The 18383-nt window shown below is 67.2% G+C and carries 11 protein-coding genes; 1 reads left to right on the top strand and 10 read right to left on the bottom strand.

The window, feature by feature from the left end:
• Position 1 precedes the first annotated feature (1 nt).
• The 6 genes from AKJ09_RS04440 to AKJ09_RS04415 form a co-directional block, all read right to left on the bottom strand.
• A complete protein-coding gene (locus AKJ09_RS04440; RefSeq protein WP_146645931.1) occupies positions 2–1501 on the bottom strand; it encodes a M16 family metallopeptidase in 1500 nt (499 codons plus the stop codon).
• Positions 1498–2868 (bottom strand): M16 family metallopeptidase, encoded by a 1371-nt coding sequence (locus tag AKJ09_RS04435; RefSeq protein ID WP_146645930.1) that lies wholly within the window; start codon positions 2866–2868, stop codon positions 1498–1500. Before AKJ09_RS04435 ends, AKJ09_RS04440 begins: the two co-directional genes overlap by 4 nt.
• Positions 2869–2964: 96 nt before the next feature.
• Positions 2965–3900, bottom strand: coding sequence for a diacylglycerol/lipid kinase family protein (locus AKJ09_RS04430; protein WP_169927247.1), 936 nt, complete (start codon positions 3898–3900; stop codon positions 2965–2967).
• Positions 3897–5033, bottom strand: a complete 1137-nt coding sequence (locus AKJ09_RS04425) for an NAD-dependent epimerase/dehydratase family protein (RefSeq protein ID WP_146645928.1) — start codon at positions 5031–5033, stop codon at positions 3897–3899. The genes AKJ09_RS04430 and AKJ09_RS04425 overlap by 4 nt, the downstream gene beginning before the upstream one ends.
• A 254-nt stretch (positions 5034–5287) precedes the next feature.
• Positions 5288–10063: an AMP-binding protein gene (locus AKJ09_RS04420; RefSeq protein ID WP_146645927.1), complete on the bottom strand. Its 4776-nt coding sequence runs from the start codon at positions 10061–10063 to the stop codon at positions 5288–5290.
• 386 nt (positions 10064–10449) lie between these two features.
• Positions 10450–13140 carry a hypothetical protein gene (locus AKJ09_RS04415; RefSeq protein WP_146645926.1) on the bottom strand — a complete coding sequence of 897 codons (2691 nt, stop codon included), beginning with the start codon at positions 13138–13140 and terminating at the stop codon, positions 10450–10452.
• A 347-nt stretch (positions 13141–13487) separates the two neighbouring features.
• On the opposite strand from AKJ09_RS04415, the gene AKJ09_RS04410 reads away from it, so the two are divergent.
• A complete protein-coding gene (locus AKJ09_RS04410) occupies positions 13488–14255 on the top strand; it encodes a hypothetical protein (protein ID WP_146645925.1) in 768 nt (255 codons plus the stop codon).
• Positions 14256–14342: 87 nt separating this feature from the next.
• Here AKJ09_RS04410 and AKJ09_RS04405 read toward each other — a convergent pair whose 3' ends face one another.
• The 4 genes from AKJ09_RS04405 to AKJ09_RS04390 all read right to left on the bottom strand — a co-directional run bounded on the left by AKJ09_RS04405 (position 14343) and on the right by AKJ09_RS04390 (position 18289).
• Complete coding sequence (locus tag AKJ09_RS04405) at positions 14343–15173, bottom strand: tetratricopeptide repeat protein (protein ID WP_146645924.1); 831 nt, start codon at positions 15171–15173, stop codon at positions 14343–14345.
• Complete coding sequence (locus AKJ09_RS04400) at positions 15170–15841, bottom strand: RNA polymerase sigma factor (protein WP_146645923.1); 672 nt, start codon at positions 15839–15841, stop codon at positions 15170–15172. The genes AKJ09_RS04405 and AKJ09_RS04400 overlap by 4 nt, the downstream gene beginning before the upstream one ends.
• Positions 15842–16042: 201 nt before the next feature.
• Positions 16043–16666 carry a hypothetical protein gene (locus AKJ09_RS04395; RefSeq protein ID WP_146645922.1) on the bottom strand — a complete coding sequence of 208 codons (624 nt, stop codon included), beginning with the start codon at positions 16664–16666 and terminating at the stop codon, positions 16043–16045.
• 132 nt (positions 16667–16798) lie between these two features.
• The gene (locus AKJ09_RS04390) at positions 16799–18289 is read right to left on the bottom strand and encodes a lipase family protein (RefSeq protein WP_169927246.1); all 1491 of its coding nucleotides are present in this window, start codon (positions 18287–18289) and stop codon (positions 16799–16801) included.
• Positions 18290–18383: the final 94 nt, after the last annotated feature.

Raw genomic sequence — 18383 nt, 5'->3', positions numbered from 1 at the left:
CTCAGGGCGGCGTGTCGCGAACGACGACCTCGCCGATTCCGAGCTCGCGGAGCGGCGCGGCGATCTTGCTCGCGTCGCCCACGATGGCGATCTGCACGGATTCCGTCTTGAGGATTCGCTCGCTGATGGCCTGGATGTCCGCGGGCTTGAGCTTCGCGAGCTCGGCTGCCTTCGTCTGGTAGTAGTCGAGCGGAAGACCATCCGCGGCGATGGTTTGGTAGGCCGAGAACACGCTGTCCGAGCCGTCGACGTCGAGCAGATTGTCGACCGCGAGCGCGCGAGCGCGATGGAACTCCTCGGGCTCGAGCGGCTCGGCGCTCATCCGGCGCAGTTCCCCGAGCAGACCTCGGAGTGTCTCTACGGTTTGCGGCGTATCGACCGCGGCGTCGATCTCGAACATCCCTCCCGCTCGCAACGCGCGATTGCGGACGTGGACCCCGTAGGTCGAACCATGTTCGCCTCGTGTCTTGATGTTCAAGCGGCCCGAAAGGCCGCGGCCGAGGACCGATTGGAGGAGCGCGAGGGACGTCTGTGCCGGATCGCCGCGCCGCACGCTCGAGAAGCCCAGCGCGATGTTCGATTGGCTCGCGCCCTTCCGATCGATGACGAGGATTCGCGCGGACGTCGGCGGTGGAGGAACCGGCGGAATGGCGAAGTTCCCACTCGTTCGCGGCAGCTTCGAAACCGCGCGATCGAGCTTCGGCAAGATCACTCGTGGATTGAAGTCTCCGACGACGACGATACTGACGTGGTCGGCACTCAGGTGGCGATCGCGGAACTGCACGAGGTCGTCGCGGGAGAGCGCTTTGATTCGCTCGTCGGTGAGGCGTTCGATCTTGTGCCCGTACGGGTGGACGCTCGAGAACATCATCGTGTCGAGGACCGCGCTCGCCATCATGCCGGGAGCCTCCGCACGACCGCGCTCGTCCGCGCGAAGCTCCAGCACCGTCCTCTTCAGGTCGTCGCTCTCGAACAGCGGCGTCGTGAACATGGAACCGACACGGCTGATGGGACCGCCGATCAGGAGCGACAGCGTCGTGACGTCGAAGCCGATCGTTTCGGCGCCGGCCCAGGAGTTCGGCTTCGCGCCCATGTACGCGAAGTACGCGTACGCGTCGCGTGAGTCGAAGTCCTTGCTCGCGCCGAAGAGTGCGTCGGCATAGAGCTTCGCGACGCCCGGCGGCGCTGCGGTGACACCTCGATCCAGCATGAAGCCCACGCTGACCGACGGAAAGTCGTGAGACTCGACCATGACGACGCGAATGCCGTTCGAGAGTCGCGCCTCGGCCGGCTTCGGAAGTGGCCGTCGCTTTCGATCGAGAGGGCCGGGCCGCTCGGCGGGGAGCCCCTCGGAGGTTGCCGCCTTCACGACCGGGGGTGGAAGATCCGTGTCGTGCGCCCGCCGGTCGGACAGCGCGTCAGGGATTGCGTACGACTTGACCGACGGCGAACAGGCGCTCGTGAGCATGGCCACGAGACCGACAATCAGCGGCGCTTTCACTGGACCACCCTCCCTGCACGAGGAGCACCTCGTTTGGGCCTTACGACGACCTCGATCCGGCCCGTGTCCCGCAGATACTCGGTCGTGGCCGCGACCATGTTCGGCGCGTGGATGTCCTGGATGCGCTGAAGCTCGGACTGCGAGACGTCGTGCGTGCCAAAGAGCGAGAGCGACTCCTGCATCCAGGCGGCGCGGTTGTCGATGCTCTGGAGTCCCAGCACGGCCGACGTCATGCGCGCGGTTCGGCGGTCCGAGAAGTCCGGCCAGTCTCGGTGGTCTGGAATTCGTCGTATCTCGTCGTCGATAGCGTCGATGGCCTTCTCCGGATTGCCGTTCGGCTCGAGGTCGACGGTGATGCTCAGGATCGAACCAAGGCGCCCGGTGTCGACGTCCGTCCACGCGAGGCGCGCCATCTTCGACGTCGCCACGAGTTCGTAGTTCGCCCAACCGGTGGCGTAGCCGGCGGCAATCATGAGCTCGTCGTAGCCTCGCGTGTGCGGCGGCGGAATCGGCCATGCGAGGACGACGCGTGGTGTTTCGACATCGGCCTCGACCACGATCCGCTTCTTTCCGATGATCTTCTGGAATCGGAGGCTCTTCGGGGCGTTCGGCTTCCCGCTCGGAATGTTGCCGAAGTACCTCGCGACGAGCTCGTGCGCCTGGTTCTTGTCGAAGTCGCCGGCGATGACGAGCGTTGCGTTGACTGGCGTGTAGTAGGTCGCGCCGAACGCGCGGGCCTCTTCGAGCGTTGCGCGATCGAGGTCGGTGGGCCGACCGATCGTCGGGTGATGGTACGGATGACCGGCCGGAAACACCGCCTCGCGAACGAGGTTGTGCAGGTGACCGAGCGGAACGTTGTCGTATCGCTCGCGCCACTCGTTCTTCACGACCTCGCGTTCGCGGTCGAAGTTCTGCTGCTCGACGGCGTCGAGCGGATACGCCATGCGCGTGGCCTCGAGCCAAAGCGCGGCCGGGAGCTGGCGTGCAGGAACGATGTCGTAATACTCGGTCCGATCCTCGTTGGTGGTCGCGTTGAACTCGCGCACACCGATCTTCTCGAGCGCCGCGGCGAAGCCGTCGTCGCCGACGTGCTTCGTGCCGAGGAACATCATGTGCTCGTAGAGGTGGGCAAAGCCGCTACGGCCCTCGGGGTCGTCTTTGCTGCCGACGTGGTAGCGAAGATTCACCACGACGTCGGACGTCGAGTGGTCTTCGTGGAGAAGCACTTCGAGACCGTTCTCGAGGCGGAAGTGCGTGGCCGGCAGCGCCACCTTCAAGGTCACTTCGTTCGGATGGCGTGGTCCCGCGCAGCCAGCGAGCGAGACGATGGCGAACGCGAGCGACGCACGGAGCTTCGAAAGTCGCATCCTCTACTGCCTTCGCGCGACCGGACGGGAGGCTCGCGCGGAGCGTCGCCCTTTACCCGTTGGCGTGGACGTCGTCCAGGAGGAGGCGGACGATCGTCAAGCGCGCAGGGTGAGAGCCTTGGGGAGCATCTCGATGGTGATCGGAAGCTGGCCCATGGCCTCGCCGTCCACGTCGAGGAGGAACATCTCGCGCGCGTCTTGGTTGGCGAGCTCGAACACGATCTTCTCGCCGCGCAAGTGCACGGTGTCCGACTGACGCATGTGGGCGCCGGAGTAGATGCGATTCGTGTTGAGCACGAATCCAAGTTTCGACGTGGCGCCGAGAGCGACGACCTCGAAGAGTCCGTCGTCGAGCTCGGCCGTAGGGGCAACCTGCATTCCCCCGCCGAAGTACCGGCCGTTGCACACGGCGATCATGAAGGAGCGAATGCGTCGTTCCTCCGTCTTGCCGTCGCGCGTGACCTTGGCGACGACGTTGCCGAGGCGGGCATTGATGAGCGCACGCGCCGACGCACCGAAGTACGCCGCCTTGCCGCCGAACGCCGAGCCGCCCTGGGCGACGTACCGATCGACGAGGCCGCCCATGCCGACGGAGAGGATGTTGACGAAATAGTGATGCGCTTTCCCGCCACCCTGGAAGCGGCCGACGTCGATCGTGCGCTCCCGGCCGCTGGCGATGGCCTCGAGGTACTTGTCGAGGCGATGCTCGAGGCCGAGCGACTTGCGGAAGTCGCCGCCGGTGCCTTGGGCGATCATCGCGAGTCGCGTGTCGCGCGCCATCTCGCTCGTCTCGCGGGCGAACATGAGGCCGTTGGCGACCTCGTGCAGCGTGCCGTCGCCGCCCACCGCGATCACCAGCGGGTGGCCGGCGAGAGCGCCTTCGCGGGCGAGCTCGATGCCGTGGCCCTGACGTTCGGTCATGGCCACGTCGAAGGGACCGAGCGCGCGCTCGATCGTTCCGCGCATCGAATCGAAGACGCGCCCGGTGGACCCGCCGCCGGAGCGCGGGTTCACGATCAGGAGAGGCTTCACGAATTCTTCTCGGACGAGCCGAGGTTCTGGACGCGATGTGCCGCTTCGGTGGCAACCTCGGTTGCCTTGCGGAGAAGGGCAGGGAGAACGGAGTCGTTGCCCCCGAAGTCCGGCCAGACGACGCCGCGGTCTTGAAGGTCCTTGACGGTGTCGGCCAACGTCTCGACCGGATCGCGCGGCGTCCAACCGAGCTCGGTCTCGGCGCGCGTCGCGTCGAGGTACCAATAGTGCTGGGCCATGTCGAGGCTCACCGGATCGACGCCCATCGGGATGCCGAAGCGGTTTCCGAGCTTCTCGACGATCGATGCGCCCGTCACGGCGAAGCTGCGCGCCGGCTTTGCCTTCGGCATCGGGATGAGCGGCGCGCGCACGCCGGACACGCGCTCGAGGCGCGCGAAGAACTCCTGCAGCGTCATGTTGCAGGCGCCGATCAGGTAACGACGGCCCGACACACCGCGCTGCATGGCGAGGCACATCGCGTCGGCCGCATCACGCGCGTCGACGTACGAGAGGCCGCCCGGGGGCACCGCGGGGATCTTGCGCTCGAGGAAGAGGCGAACGTCTTCCGTCGACGAGCCGTTCACGTCGCCGGGGCCGAGGAGGAGCGTGGGGTTCACGCACACGACCTCGAACGACTCGCCGTTCGGAAGCTTGGCGCCATGGCGCTCGAGGGCCGCCTTCTCCGCGAAGAGCTTCGAGCGGTAGTACGGCCAGCGATTGAGGAGCGCGATCGGCGGAACGTCTTCTTCGGTGGAGACGTGATCCGGATCGTCGCTCACGGCGATCGTGCCGCTCGTCGAGGCGACGACGGCGCGCTGGACGTTGGCGGCGATCGCCGCGTCGAGCACGTTCTTCGTGCCCGTCACGTGGAGCTTGTGGAGCTCCTCGGCGTCTTCCGGCTTGCGAGAGACCTTGCCCGCGCAGTGGAAGACGCCGTCGACCTTGGAGGACCCGAAGGCGCGGTCGAGGCTCGCCCGATCGAGCACGTCACCTTCCACCTCGACAACTCCCTCGGGGAAATCCCCCGAAGGCCTGCGCACGAGGACGACCACCTCATGGTCGCGCTCCTTCAGGGCGTGAACGAGATGACGCCCGAGAAAACCCGTGGCTCCGGTGACGAGATAACGGCTCACAGCCTGGATTCGTAGCCGTGTGGGGGCCCGTTGCCAAGCCCCCCTCTAGAGCCAACCATCGAGAGGAGAGGGCACAGGAAGCGCGGAAGACCGGAAGGGGCAGGGGAGTGGGCCCGGATGGCCTCGATGAGTGCGCCAGCGATCTCCTCGGTGCTGTCCTCGACTCTTCCGCCCTTGCGCCCTTCCTGTGCCCATCTCGCCCATCGAGCATGTGCCTAGAGCATCGGACTGTCGGTGCTCGAGGTCCCGACGGGTCAGCCGCCGAGCTGGAAGACCTTCTGGAACGTCATGAGCAGGCTCACGTCGTTCGACTTGATGGCTCCCGAGAGGAACTCGGCCGGTCCCGGCGTGTAGGCGTCACGGACGATCTTGGTGAAGATCTCCGGGCTCGTCTTGAGCACGCAGTCCGCCGTGCCGCCGTCGGGCTTTCCGGGCTTGACCTCGCACTTGTCCTTCGACACGTGCACCGTCCACTTCGCGCGGTCGTCGTTTCCGAGCGTGAAGTAGAACGAAACGGGCTTGTCGACCGCCTCGCGCTGGAACTTGCCTTCGAGCTCCGCGAAGAGCGTGACGAGCGGGTGCTCCTTCGGCGCCTCCTCGGAGGCGAGGCTCGTCATGCGGGCCGAGTCGAGCAGCTTGCCTTCCTGCAGGGCGACGACCGCGCGGTGGGCGAGCTTCGCCACTTCGCGCGAGGCGTCGGCCGGGGAGAGGCCCTTGGTAAGACGGCGCATGTCGGTCACGCGGATCGGCGGGCCGATGCGCGCGGAGATGTCACGGCTCGTGGGGAGCTTACCTCCCTTCGGCATCGCGTCGCGCGTACCGCCCAAGTACACGGGCAGGATGTCGACGCCATAGGTGAGCGCGAGGTGGCCGAGCAGCGGCTTGAACTCGTGCACCTGGCCGTCGGTCGAGCGCGTGCCCTCGGGGAAGATGAGGGTGGTCTTGCCCTTCTGGAGAATCTCACCGGCCTGACGCTCGCTCGCGCGGAGGCCGCTCTTGCGATCGATGGCGCGGAGGTTCGTGAGGTTCTCGAAGAACGCGCGCTGGATGGTGTTCTTCTCGAAGAAGTAGTCCTGCGCGGCGAGCGTGACGATGTCTTCGCCGTAGGTGCCGAGGGCGTGGCGCACGAAGCCCATGTCGAGGTGGCTCGCATGGTTCGCCGCGACGATGACGTTGCGGTTGTGCGGGATGAACGCGCGGCCGCTGATGCGCGAGTTCATCATATTGCCGTAGAAGAAGTCCTGCACCTTGCCGATGAGCTTCTTGCCCTGCTCCTGAAGGGGCTCGGGAAGCGTGAAGGCGAGGTCGTCTTTCTTCGCGTTGCGCCCTTCGATCTTGTAGCGCGACTTGGCAATCTCCGACGGACGCAGCGACGGACGCTCGGCGCCGACCAAAGCCTCGACGTCGGCCACGGTGCGGCAGTTCTGGAGCGCGGTGGGCTCGATGGCGCCATGCTTGGTTTCGAGCGCGACGAGGAGCTCGGTCAGAGCGAGCGAGTCGAACCCGAGGTCGTCGCCGAGGGTGAGGTCGCCGTGGATCTCGCTCGGCTTCTTGCCCTTCACGGCGGCGATGGCGATGCGGATCGGACTCGACGGCGCCTCGGCCTCGTCGGGCCGGGTGGTGGCCGCGATCATGCGCTCGAGGATCTTGCGTGCATCGTTGCGCTTCACCTTGCGCGTGGCCGTGCGCGGCAAGGGTGCATCATACAAGTGCACGATGGTGGGCTGCTTGCCGTACGGCAGCTTGCCGATCGCGTCGCGAAGGACCTTCTGCGCGCGCTCGAGGCGGGCCGCGCGATCGATCGAGTCGTCGGCCTCGGGAACCGCGATGAGGCCCACGCGCTCGCCGCCGCTGCGCCCGGTGACGCCCACGACGGCGAACTCCTCGACGTGGGAGATCTTGCCGAGCGTGCGCTCGAGATCGTCGGGGTACACGTTCTCGCCGGTGGCCGTGACGATCACGTCTTTCACGCGGCCGACGAGGACGAGCTGGCCCTTGCGGTCGAACTTTCCGAGGTCGCCCGTGTGGAGGTAGCCGTCGGCGTCGAGGACCTGCTTGGTGGCCTCTTCGTCCGTATACCCGGCCATCACGTTCGGGCCGCGGGCGAGGACTTCGCCGACACCGTGCTCGTCGGGCGAGTCGATCTTGATCTCGACGCCGGGGATCGGCTTTCCGACCTGCCCGGCCGAGGTGCCCGCCTTGGCGACGGTGAGCACCGGCGCGGCCTCCGTCAGGCCGTAGCCCTCGGCGAGCTTGAAGCCGAGACCTGCGAAGAGGTTCTGCGTCTCCTTCGGGAGCGAGGCGCCGCCCGAGATGAGGTACTTGATGTTGCCGCCGAGCCCGTCGTGCACGGCCCCGAAGAGCAGCTTGCCGAGGTCGATGCCCGTGGTCTTACCGAGGCGGCGATTGAGCTCGGTACCGATCTCGAAGATCTTCTCGGCGACCGGGCCCTTGTCTTTCACCTGGCCGAGGATGCGGCGCTCGAGGAGCTGCCACACGGCGGGCACGCCGACCATCGCGGTGGCGCGCGCTTGCTTGAGGCCGGCGGAGACGCGTTCGCTCTTGAGCTCGTCGAGGTAGACGACGCGGGCGCCGCGCGAGAACGGCAGGATCATGCCGCACGTGAACTCGAACGTGTGGTGCAGCGGCAGAACGCTGAGGACGCGGTCGCCGCTGGTGAGCGGGAAGAGCGGTGCGAGCGCGGCGACGAGCGACGTGAAGTTCGCGTGCGTGAGGCGAACGCCCTTCGGCTTGCCGGTGGTGCCGCTCGTGAAGATGAGGCTCGCGACGTCGTCGTCTTCGACCTCGGGGCGCTCCCACGAGAGCGCGAGATCGGCCTCGGAGTCGTCGAAGGGACGCGTGAAGGCGTCGAGCTGGTGGAGGGCGAGCTTCTGCTCGGGCAGCGCCTTTTCGAGCTCGGCGCGGCAAGCCGCTTCGACCTTCTCGTCCCAGAGGACGACGCTCGCTTCGCTCTCGCGCACGACGTTCGCGAACTGGGCCGGCTCCATCGCGGGGTCGACGGGCACGGCAGTGGCACCCGCACGGACGATGCCGAAGAAGGCAATGGGCCAGTTCGGGTGGTTGTGGCCGGAGAGAACGACGCGGTCACCCTTCTTCACGCCGAGCGTAGAAAGTCGAGCTGCCACGGCGTCGGCGCGCTTCTGCACGTCGAGATACGTGGTGCGCGCGATGCCGTCGTCTTCGAGGCGACCGAACGCGAGCGCGTGCTCGTGGCGCTCCGCCATCTGATCGACGAGCGAGGCGAGCGTGTCGTGGGCCTTGAGGGGCTTGAGGTCCTTCTTGATGCGCCCTTCCATCCACGGGATGACGCGCTTCTCCATGGCCGGCATGTGCTGGTTCATCCAGTAGTCGGCCCAGTCGATCTTCTCGGGCCACCACGGCAGCTTCTGCCGGTCTTCGAGCGACATGCGCTCGTACGCCGATCGCGTGTTGGCGCAGGAGAAGGGGCCCTTCTGGTCCCAGGTGAAGGGCGCGAAGAGCGTGAGGATGTGATCGATGCGGTCTTCCTGCTTCGCGACGCCCTCGAGGGCCTTCGCCGCCGAGCGACCGAACTTCGCCGCCGGGCCGGGCGCGCCCTTCAGCATGCTGGCCATCGTCTTCGCGGCGCGCGAGACAGCCGCGGGGCCCATCTTTTCGAAGCGGTCGCGCGAGACGATCGCCGGCTCGTAGTAGGCCTGGAGGAAGTTGATGAACGGGTTCCCCTTGCCGCGGCGCTGGTAGTACTTGCGCTTGTAGAGGCCGATGAGCTCGCCGAAGCGCGCGCTCGTGCCGGGGTTCACGTCGCTCGCGCCGTACTGGTAGACGGGCTTGGCCGTGCCCTCGAGGAGCTCGGCGAGCGAGATGATCATGCCGACGCACACCATGTCGGCCGGGACGAAGTCGAGGACGACGTCGCGGTGGCCGATGAGGTGGTGGTGGCCCTTCATCGCGAGGAAGATGATCGGCGCCGACGTGCCGATGCCCTCGTTCCAACCGGGGAAGGGGAACTCGATCGTGCTCTCGCAGCAGGCCGGGCGCGCGATCGTGTACTTGATGCCGGCGCGCGCGATGATCTGCTCGCCGATGCTCTTCGTGTACGTGTAGATGTTCGGCCAGCCCCAGTGCGTGGCGCGCTCCATGCCGGCCTCGACGAGCCGGTCGGACACGAACTTGCGCTTCACGCTCTTCAGCTCCTCGTCGAGGGGCTTGCCCGTGGTGGGCTCGCCGCGCGCGATGAGGTTCTTCTCCGCCTTCTCGAGGAAGACCGACTGACGGAACGCGTCTTCGGCGCGGCTCTTCGCCTGCGCGATGAGGTCGAGGCAGTCGTTGATCTCGCGCTCCGGATCCCAGAGGTCGCGACCGAGCTCCTCGGAGCGCGGGAAGGGATGCTGATCGCCGGGCCGCTCCTCCATGATGAGGCCCTTGCGGTTGCCGACCACGTAGCAGGTCGACGTGTGCATGAGCGGCGCATCACCGAGCGCCTTGGCGAGCGCCACGAGGTTCTGCGTGCCGAAGGCGTTGGTGTCGAGCGCCTCGTCGAGCGGCGGGTTGAAGTCGACGACGCCCGCGACGTTCACGACCGCGTCGATGGTGCCCTTCAGCTCCGTGACGAGCTTCTCGTCGATGCCGCAGAGGGGCAGCCCGACGTCACCGTCGATCGGAACGACCTTGCTCTTGATGAAGGCGTCGAAGCCCTCGCCGTGCTGATCGCGGAGAGGCGCGAACGCCTCGTTCGTGACGACCTCGGTCCAGAAGCGCTCCTCGCTCGTCTTCGTCTTGTTCTTTCGGACGAGGAGGTAGATGCGCCCGATCTCCGGATACCGGGCGAGCATCATGATCCAGAAGATCTTCCCCAAGAATCCGGTGCCGCCGAGCACGAGGAGGCGCGAGCCTTCGAACTGAGCGCGGATGTCGAGCGGGGGAATGGGCGTTGCGGGCCCGTTCGTGCCGTTCACGCCGTTCACGCCGTTCACGTGACTGATTCCGTGGTCGGCCGAATTTCCCTGCGAACTTCCGTGCGAATACACCATGGGGCGCCGCTTAGTTACCGCACGAGGGAAACAGCGGCAACCGCGGCGTGAAGCCGGAAATCCTGAGGAATCTCGCGGAAAAATCGATGCCGAGGTCCCTCAGGGGTGGGGAGGGGGGGCCTAGGGGCTCGGCGGAGCGGGCGAAGAGGGGCTCGGGGCGGGGGTGGAGTCGCCCGAGGACGGGGGCGGGGCGGCCGCCAGCGTGTCCACGATGCGTTGTGCCTCGGCCTTGATTTCCGACCAAGGGGAGAGAGCGGCGCCGGGGCAGGGCCAGCGACGTACTGGTGAGCCTTCTGCTCGCGCCAGAGGTTGTAGCGGCGGTTAGCAGTTCCCGTGATGCGGCTCGTCGAGCTGGCCGATGACCGCCACCTGCGGTGTGCGCTGCGTCAGTGGACGTAGGCGAACTCTTTCTCGGTCGCGGCGCCGTCTTGAGTCGTGGGCGCGAAGGGCGTCGCCTTGACGGCGTAGGTGCCTTGGTCGGGCGTGAACGGCGTCTGCTTCACGATGGGGCTATTGCCGAGTGTGCCGTCCTTGGCGAACACCTTCATGCCGACGAGCGCGCCGGCTTCCGATGCCGGGTCTTCGGGACCGGCGAAGGCCGTGACGAGCACGCCGCCGTCGTCGGTGATGCGTAGGGAAGGCCACGCGAACGCCCGGAGGCCATTGGCACCTGACAGCGTGTAGTTGTTGCCCCACTGCGTTTTGCCCTGGCCGTCGAGGCCGAGGAGCGTGACGACGGGAGGATCGGCGGCGAGCTTGCCCGAGCTGAAGCCGACGACGAGGCCGGTCGTGGGGAGCTCGGCGACCGAGTTGGGAACGAACCAGTCGCTGACGCCCGTGCCGTTCTGCGGGAACGTGATGAAGCCGAGCGAGTTGTCCTTCTTGATGCGTGCGACGAAGCCGCTGCCGACCGCGTCGCCGACGAAGGTGACCGCGCCATCGGCCGAGGGAGCGCCTGCCATCGGAGTGAGCGCGAGCCGGTCGGGGCACGCGTACGCGGCGGGCGCGGTCACGTTCTCCTGATCGTCGAGGCGAACGACGAACATCTGCTGGGCTTCGCCCGTGGGTTGGTCCTGGCGCTCCCAATCACCCGCCACCACGAGGTCGTCACCCACGCGCACGAGCGCGGTCGGCACGAGGTGGATGCGGTTGGGATCGGGATCGACGAGGTAGCGGACGCGCACCACGTCGAGCGAGGAGTTCAGATGGGCGAACCACGTGCTGCCTGCGTTCCGGCAGTAGCCGACCGCGACGTAGCCATCGGAACGGTCGTTCGCGAGCAGGCTCGGGATGGCGACGCATTCGTCGGGGAGCGAGAACTGGCGGACGACGTCGAGCGCGCCGGATTGCCCCGTCTTGGCGATGACGAAGGCCGCATCGTTGTTGGGGTTGAACAGCGTCACGAGGCCCGCATCGACGCTGGGCACCGACGCGACGGGGTGAAGCGCCTTCGCGTAAGGCACGTCGGGCGTGATCTGCTTCGACCACGTGAGGCTGCCGTCGGCCTTGTCGTCGACCTTGAAGAGGCCGAGCGCACCGCCGCCGCCGGCGACGAAGCGGCCGTCGATCGAAGGAACGACGAACGGGAAGGCCCCCGTGAATCCGGCGACGTCTTTGACCGACGTGCCGTCCACCTGGCCGCCGAGGACCTTGGCCCACGGCGTGAACGGCGGGCTCTGCAGCATCTTCGCGGTGGGGCCGCCGCCGGGTGGATTCGCGCCTTCAGGCGTGCTCTCGCAGGAGCCGCTCGCCACGGTCTTGTCGAACGGGCGGAATGCGGGCGTGCGCCAGTCGACGAAGGTGACGTACCCGAGCATCGGCAGGCGAGGGCTCGTCACGCGAACGCCGAGCTCGGCCTCGAGCGCGAACTTCAGATCCCAGCAGGGGTTTTGCAGCGGGTTCGCTTCGAGCGTCGCGACCGCGTTCGCCGTCGCATACGGCCCCGCCACGCTGTAGAGCGCGAGGTTCAGGCGCACGCCGACCTTCGCCGTGGCCGATGCGTAGAGGTCGACTTGCGGCGTGTCCGCGGTGGCGTCGGCGTCTTTGATCGAGAACGGATCGAGCTTCGAGTTCTTCGATTTCGAGGAGAGCACCGCTTTGCTCTGGATCTCGATGTGCGCGTGCGCGCCCGCAGAGAAGCCAGCGGAGGCTTTGCCGCCAACCGTCGCGATGATGTCTGCGCTCGGGACGAAGACGAGCGGTCCGATGGCGAAGGGCGTGAGGTTGATCGTCCCCACGTCGAAGTTCTTCTCGAAGCCGATGCTCGCGGCGCCCGACGCCTTCACGTCGGCCTGGAGGCGTGGATCGACCTCGAATGTGAGCTTCAGCTCCGGCATCAGGTCTTCGACCGAGCAGCTCGGGAGCTTGCCGGTGACGATCTTCTTCAGGCTCGCGATGCAGTCGCTCACCGCCTGAGGAAGGTTCGTGACCGCGCCCCAGTCGACGTCGATGGCGAGGTCGTATTTGAAGCCGCCACCGAGCGTGGCGTCGATCTTGACCTGGTCGTTGGTGGTGTCGGGGTTGCCGTCTCCGTCGAAGACGATGACCTGGTAGTTCTGCGACTTGCCGATGGTGCCCGACGCAAGCGTCCACTGAGGACGAAGGCCTCCGCTGAGGGGGCTCACGTCCGTTTGCTTGAACGTGTTGGCCGCGTCGATCGGCGCGATGTCTCCGACGCTCCGCACGTGGAGCTTGCGGAACGCGAGCTGCAGTGGTGCCGCGGCCGTCGTGAGCACGAGCGCACCCGAGGCGTCGTGATCGACGGCGAGCACCACGCGGAGGAGACCTCCGGGCGTCGCGTCCGAAATGCCAGTCACGAGAACGTCGCCCACGGTCAGCGCCTGCACGGCTGCCGAGGGAGCGGTGAACGTGAGGGACCCGTCGTCCGGCGTTCCCGTGAGCGAGGTCATCTCCTCGGTCTTCAGGATGTGCGTGGTCGGAAACGGATCGAACTCGATCTCGTTCTGGGCGGGGGTGGTGCCGCCGTCGGAATCGGATGACCCGCATCCCGCGCCGGCGGTGAGTACGACGAAGGCGGGGGCGAGGAGAGCCAGGAGGTTTCGAGTGGGGAGCGCCATGGTGACCCTGCCAATTGAGGTCTTCCGAGGCAGCGTCGCGAGTCGCCCGCTTGAGTGACGGGCGGCGCGCGAGCAGTCGCTTCGGGCGTCGTCAGTTCGGGCGACCAAGGTGCCGATCGGCCTGGAAAAGCCCGTTGGCTGTAGCACACCGGACATCTTCCGTAAGGGACCCGAGGGCGCCTCGAAATGCGATGCCCTTTTCGATTGGATGATCGATCGGTGGAAGAGGGCGATAGGGCTGCGGCGGAGGGTCCGCTTTGCCCGTCGCGACCGACGGCGTCGTGCCCGTGGCGTCCATCGGCGGAAGGCCGTCACGAGCACGAAGGGCGTGCGTCGCGGGGCCGGTCGTGCGACGCTCGCTTGCGTCCATGCCCGGCACGGTGCGCGGCTTTCGTCACTCGCGTCACTCGCGTCTGCCGAATCTCCCGAGTCATCGAAGCTTCCTCACGCTCGCGCGCGCCTTACGCGTGGTGGCGCTCGCGGTCCCAGCAGTGCTGGTCTCCTCGTTCGCAGGAGGACTGGCCGCTCGCGCCGAGCCACCACCGCCGGCCGTTTCCGTCCCACCGCCACCGCCACAACCCCAACCATCGCCACCTCCTTCGAAGCCCGCGTGGGAGTATGCCGCCGGCCTCCGGGTGGATCTCGCGACGACGGACCTATGGCCGATCGGCGGCGACGCCTTCGTCGATCTCCATCGCCTGACGGGCCTCCGTACGAGCTTCCGCCTGACATTCCAGGCAATCGCCGCGAGCCGCGAGATCGAGGGCTCGCGTGCACACTTCTTCTGGGGCTACCTCATTCCCTCCGCGTGCCCCGCTCGCGCGGTCGTAGGCGCCTTCGATTTCGCGCCCTGTGCCGGCATCGCGCTCGGCATGCTCTCCGCGACGCCCGAGCAGGGGCCGAACGGCGTCTCGTTCCTGCGCGCCTGGATTGCTCCTCGCGTTTCAGGCCGCCTCGGGCTCGCGCTCGGCAAGGGCTTTGCGATCGAAGCCGAAGTCGGCCTCGAAGTTCCCCTCGTACGCGGCCGCTTCGTCTTTGGAGACGAGGTTGCCTACGAGGTTCCTGCGGTGATGGCCACGTTCGGCCTCGGCCTTCGTTACGACTTCCGACAGTGACGCACCCTACGCGGCGAGCGTCGCGCCCGCTGGGCCTTGACGCGCACGAGGCGTGCCCGTCACCGAAGCGATCGGACGGCCACTCGACTAATCGTCGCTGTTGGGAAGCGTCGCGAGCGTGGCGCGGATACGACCGACGTAGGGGCTATTGGGCCGTTCGTTCAAGAACTTCCGTGCGAGGGCCGCCGCCGCCGAGGTGCGTCCGAGCCGGGAAAGCGACTCGATCCTCAAGACTTCCGCTTCTTCGGCGTGCATCCCGTTCGGGAAGTCCGTTCGATACTCCTCGAGTCGTCGAAGGGCTTCGCCCGGACGGGCGCCATTCGCGGCGGACCGGATCTCCGCGAGGCGTTGCATCTCCTCCGTGAGTCGCGCGGTGCTGGCAGGTCGGGCCGTGGTTTGCTCGTCGAGAGCGGGGGCGGCTACTTTCGCAGCGTCCACCTTCTTGATGGACGGAGCACCCGAGGACACGCTTCGAAGCTGGTCGACCGTCAGCGTCGTGACTTCGGCGGGGACCTCGGCGGACGGGGCGGCGGCAGGGGGCGCGTCGGCGGGGGCCTCCGGAACCGGTGTTGCCGTCGCCTGTGGAGGCGTGAGGGGCGTGCTTTCCGTTCGCGTGACCGTCATGGCAGAGACGGCAACGGCTCCGATGGCGAAGAGGACGCCCGCCGTCTTCCACGCAGGGGCGGTGCCGCTCACGCGGATGGCCGTGCTGCTTCTACTCGACGGCGGTGGCGCGAGGCTGTCCGATGGCCTTGCGACCTCGGCCGCGGAGCTGGTCGACACCGTCGTTGCGGCCGACACTGCCGCGGTCGCGAGCAAGCGCGAACGGAGCTCGGACGAGACCCGCTCTTCGCGGCCCGCTTTCACGAGCGCGCGTCGTAGAAGCACGCGACGATCGTTGGTGGCGTCGTCGTTCATGGTTGACCGTTTCGGACGGCGCGCCGGACGCGAATCCGGCTCAACGTTTGGTCGAAGACCTCCAGTGCGCGCAGAAGGCGCGAGGCCACGGTGCCGACCGGGATGTCGATGCACGCGGCGACTTCGGGGGCGCTCAGCTCTTCGATTTCGCACAGCACGAAGACCTCGCGGAGTCGCTCGGGCATCGAGCTCAAGATCTCTTCGAGGATGGTGCGTGCGCGCTGCTGATCGATGAGGTCGTCGAGCGACAGCGGCTCGTGCGAGTCGAGGAGGCGGTTCTCGGCGAGCTCGTCGTCGAAGGCGACCTCTCCGAGGCGGATGGTCTTGCGCCTGTGCTGGGCCGCGACGTTCATGGCGGCGGAGTAGAGGAAGCCCTTCTCCTTGCCTTGCTCGATGCCGTCGAGCTTCCCAGCGGCAATGACGAAGACCTGCTGTGTGGCATCGTCCGCGGTCGTGCCGTCCAGGCCTGCACGACGGAGGCTTCGGTAGACGAAGTCCGCGTTCTCCTCCACGAGCGTGTGGGCGGTCATGGACGTCAGCACCCGGCCGGAGACCGGCGGATCACTGGCGGCGGTCTCCTCCTGGCCGGAGGCCGCTGCGAGCGAAGGAAGTGCGGCCGCTGTCGTGCCCACATCACTCATCGCCGCTTTGCCGATTCGATCACCCAAACGACATCCCTAACGCTGTTGCCTCAGACGCACCGCGTCGGTGCAGCGGCGAGATACGCCGTTTCGGCCGGGATTATCCACATCAACAAGACGAATCGAAGCTCGTCCGGGGCGATTTCGGGGGGCATCGCGCCCGGGCTCGCCCGTGTGCCGACGTGTGGGTGACGTTCTCGTGAGCGCGACCGTACGCGCCGGTCAGAGTCAGAGCGGGCCGCCCGACCACGCCACGTCGACTGCCATCTCGGAGCGCCGGTGCAGAATCTCGTCGACCCTCGCGCGATGCGCCGCGAGCCATGCTTCGCCGGCGCCGGGACGCGGCTCGATGAACGCCACGTCGACGAGCTTCCACTCGAGCTGCTCCTTGGTGGCGCTCTCGAGCTGCGGGCGACCATTGCCGCACACGCTCGGACTGAAGCGTGTGGCGGACACGAGGAGCCCCGATGGCGAAGGTGGAACGACGACGACGTCGCGGACCACGGAGCTTCCGACGGGAGCCGTCAACTCGTCACTGGAGATCGCGTGCAGCGTTCGCGTCAGTGCGGGCACGGCAAGAAGGGTTGCCGTGCCTGGTGCGACGGCGCCGATGAATCGTCCGCGACCATCGAGCAGCACCACGCTCGCCGTGCTGGCGCACGGGTCTGGGGGATACGCGACGAGCAGTGCACGCATCGATGGCGGCACGGGGACCGAGGCGAGGACATCCATCGACGAATCTTCGGTGGAGACGACAGGTGATCGTACCGTCATGCCTGGAGGCAGCGGCGCACTCGCGCAGCCCACGAAGGCCAACGTCATCACGCACGCTCCGAGAATTGCCGCGCGCATGCCGAGACCGTAAGAGCTCGCGCGAGACGGTCAACGTGCTCCGCAGCCGCAGCCTCGACGCGATGGCCAGTCGCGCCGAGACGGTTGCGGACGATCGTGGACACTCAGAGAGAGGTCCGTCGAGAGTGGCGCTCAGTTCGGTGTGCTCGTGCACCTCTCCGCCGGCTTCACGTTGCACACGTCCGTGAGGGGAGTGCCCGCGAGTCGTGCTTCGAGGAAGTCCAGCCACTGGTCGAAGGCATAGGTGAGCGGCTTCGTGTGGCCGGCGCCCTCGCATTCCAGGTACTGCAGCACGTGGCCCTGCGAACAGAGCTTCTGGAACGCGGCGCGCTCCGTGGGCGTGCTGACGAGCTCGTCGTTCGCGGCGAGGAGGAACATGCTCGGAATGGAGTCGACCTTGGGCACCGAGGTCGTCGGCAGGCTGTTCTCCGTGAAGTAGCAGGCCCACGGCGTGAGGTTGTCGAAGTTCGGTTTCTGACCCGCGGCGAGGTAGCTCGGTGCGAACAGCGTCTCGCGCGTGGCGCCCGACAGAACCTGACTCGACGAGCACGTGCTCGCGAGAGCGGCCGGAACCGAGGTGTCGTACGGCGCGAGGAACGCCGAGCCGAGGCGTCCGGGAGCCGACGCGTACCACGAGTCGAACGCCGCGGTGACGGCGACCATGTTCTTCGTCGAGTTCACCCACGAGCCGAGCGCGACCTGCGCTTCGTTCAAGAGGTCGGTCGGAGGAACATCCCAGACGGAGCCTTTGATCGTCAACTCCGGCGCGTAGTGCGGGGCGTAGCGATTGACGAACGCCGCGGCGTGTCCGCCTTGCGAGCCGCCCATCACGACGACGTCACCCGGCGTGACGTTCGAGCCCACGAGGGCCTTCTTCGCTGCGCGCACGGCATCGAGCGATGCGATCGCGGTCGGCTCGGCGACGAGATAGGGATGCATGAACCCCGTCGGTGCGCCGAGGCTCTTCAAGCCGATGTAGTCGGGCGCGACGGTGATGTACCCGAACGATGCGAACACGGCCATGAGCGCCGCCGCTTCGTCGAGGAAGCCGCCGAACGTGTCGTCGGCCACGCCCTTCGACGGTGCGCACGCATCGTTGAAGCCTGCCGTGCCGTGCAGGATGAGCATGATCGGATACGTCTTGTTGCCCGAGACGTCCGGGTACGAAACGAGCGCGGTCGCGTCGATGGGCTTTCCGCGATCCTGCGTCTGGTAGCGAAGCAGCTTGCTCTTCGTGCCGAGCTTCGCGAGGCGCGTCGTCTTCAGCGCGCTGCTCGCCTTGTAGAGGGCGTAGTTCAGCTCGATGATGGTGTGCTGCGCCTTCGTCTCGGCCTGCAGCACGTCGCCCATGGTGGTGGAAGGCAGCCACGTATAGGGGGTCGCACCGCACCGCGCGCGGTTGTCGTCGGTGCCTGCGTCGTCACCGGCGTCCGGCTTGGGGGACGGCGGGCCAGCGTCGGGCGGCGTGGAGTTCCCCGGCCCCGTCGTGGTGGTCGTCGTGCTCGGTGAAGGCGCCACGTCGGGGCTCGCGCCACCGCTCGGCCCACCGTCGCTGCCACATGCAAAGAGCACACTGCCGAGCGCTCCCGCCAAGGCGAGCGCAAGCGAAGTCGTAGGCTTCATGAAACTCTCCATCCGAGCGAACGCCTCGCTGGAGGCGGCGGCGAACACTAACGGCGGCCATTCGATGTGCCTGTCCCCGCGACGTCTCGGGTGC

This window comes from Labilithrix luteola (assembly GCF_001263205.1).
Lineage (GTDB): Bacteria > Myxococcota_A > Polyangia > Polyangiales > Polyangiaceae > Labilithrix > Labilithrix luteola.
The sequence above is the reverse complement of the archived record's forward strand: the minus strand, read 5'-3'. Positions and strand labels throughout refer to the sequence as shown.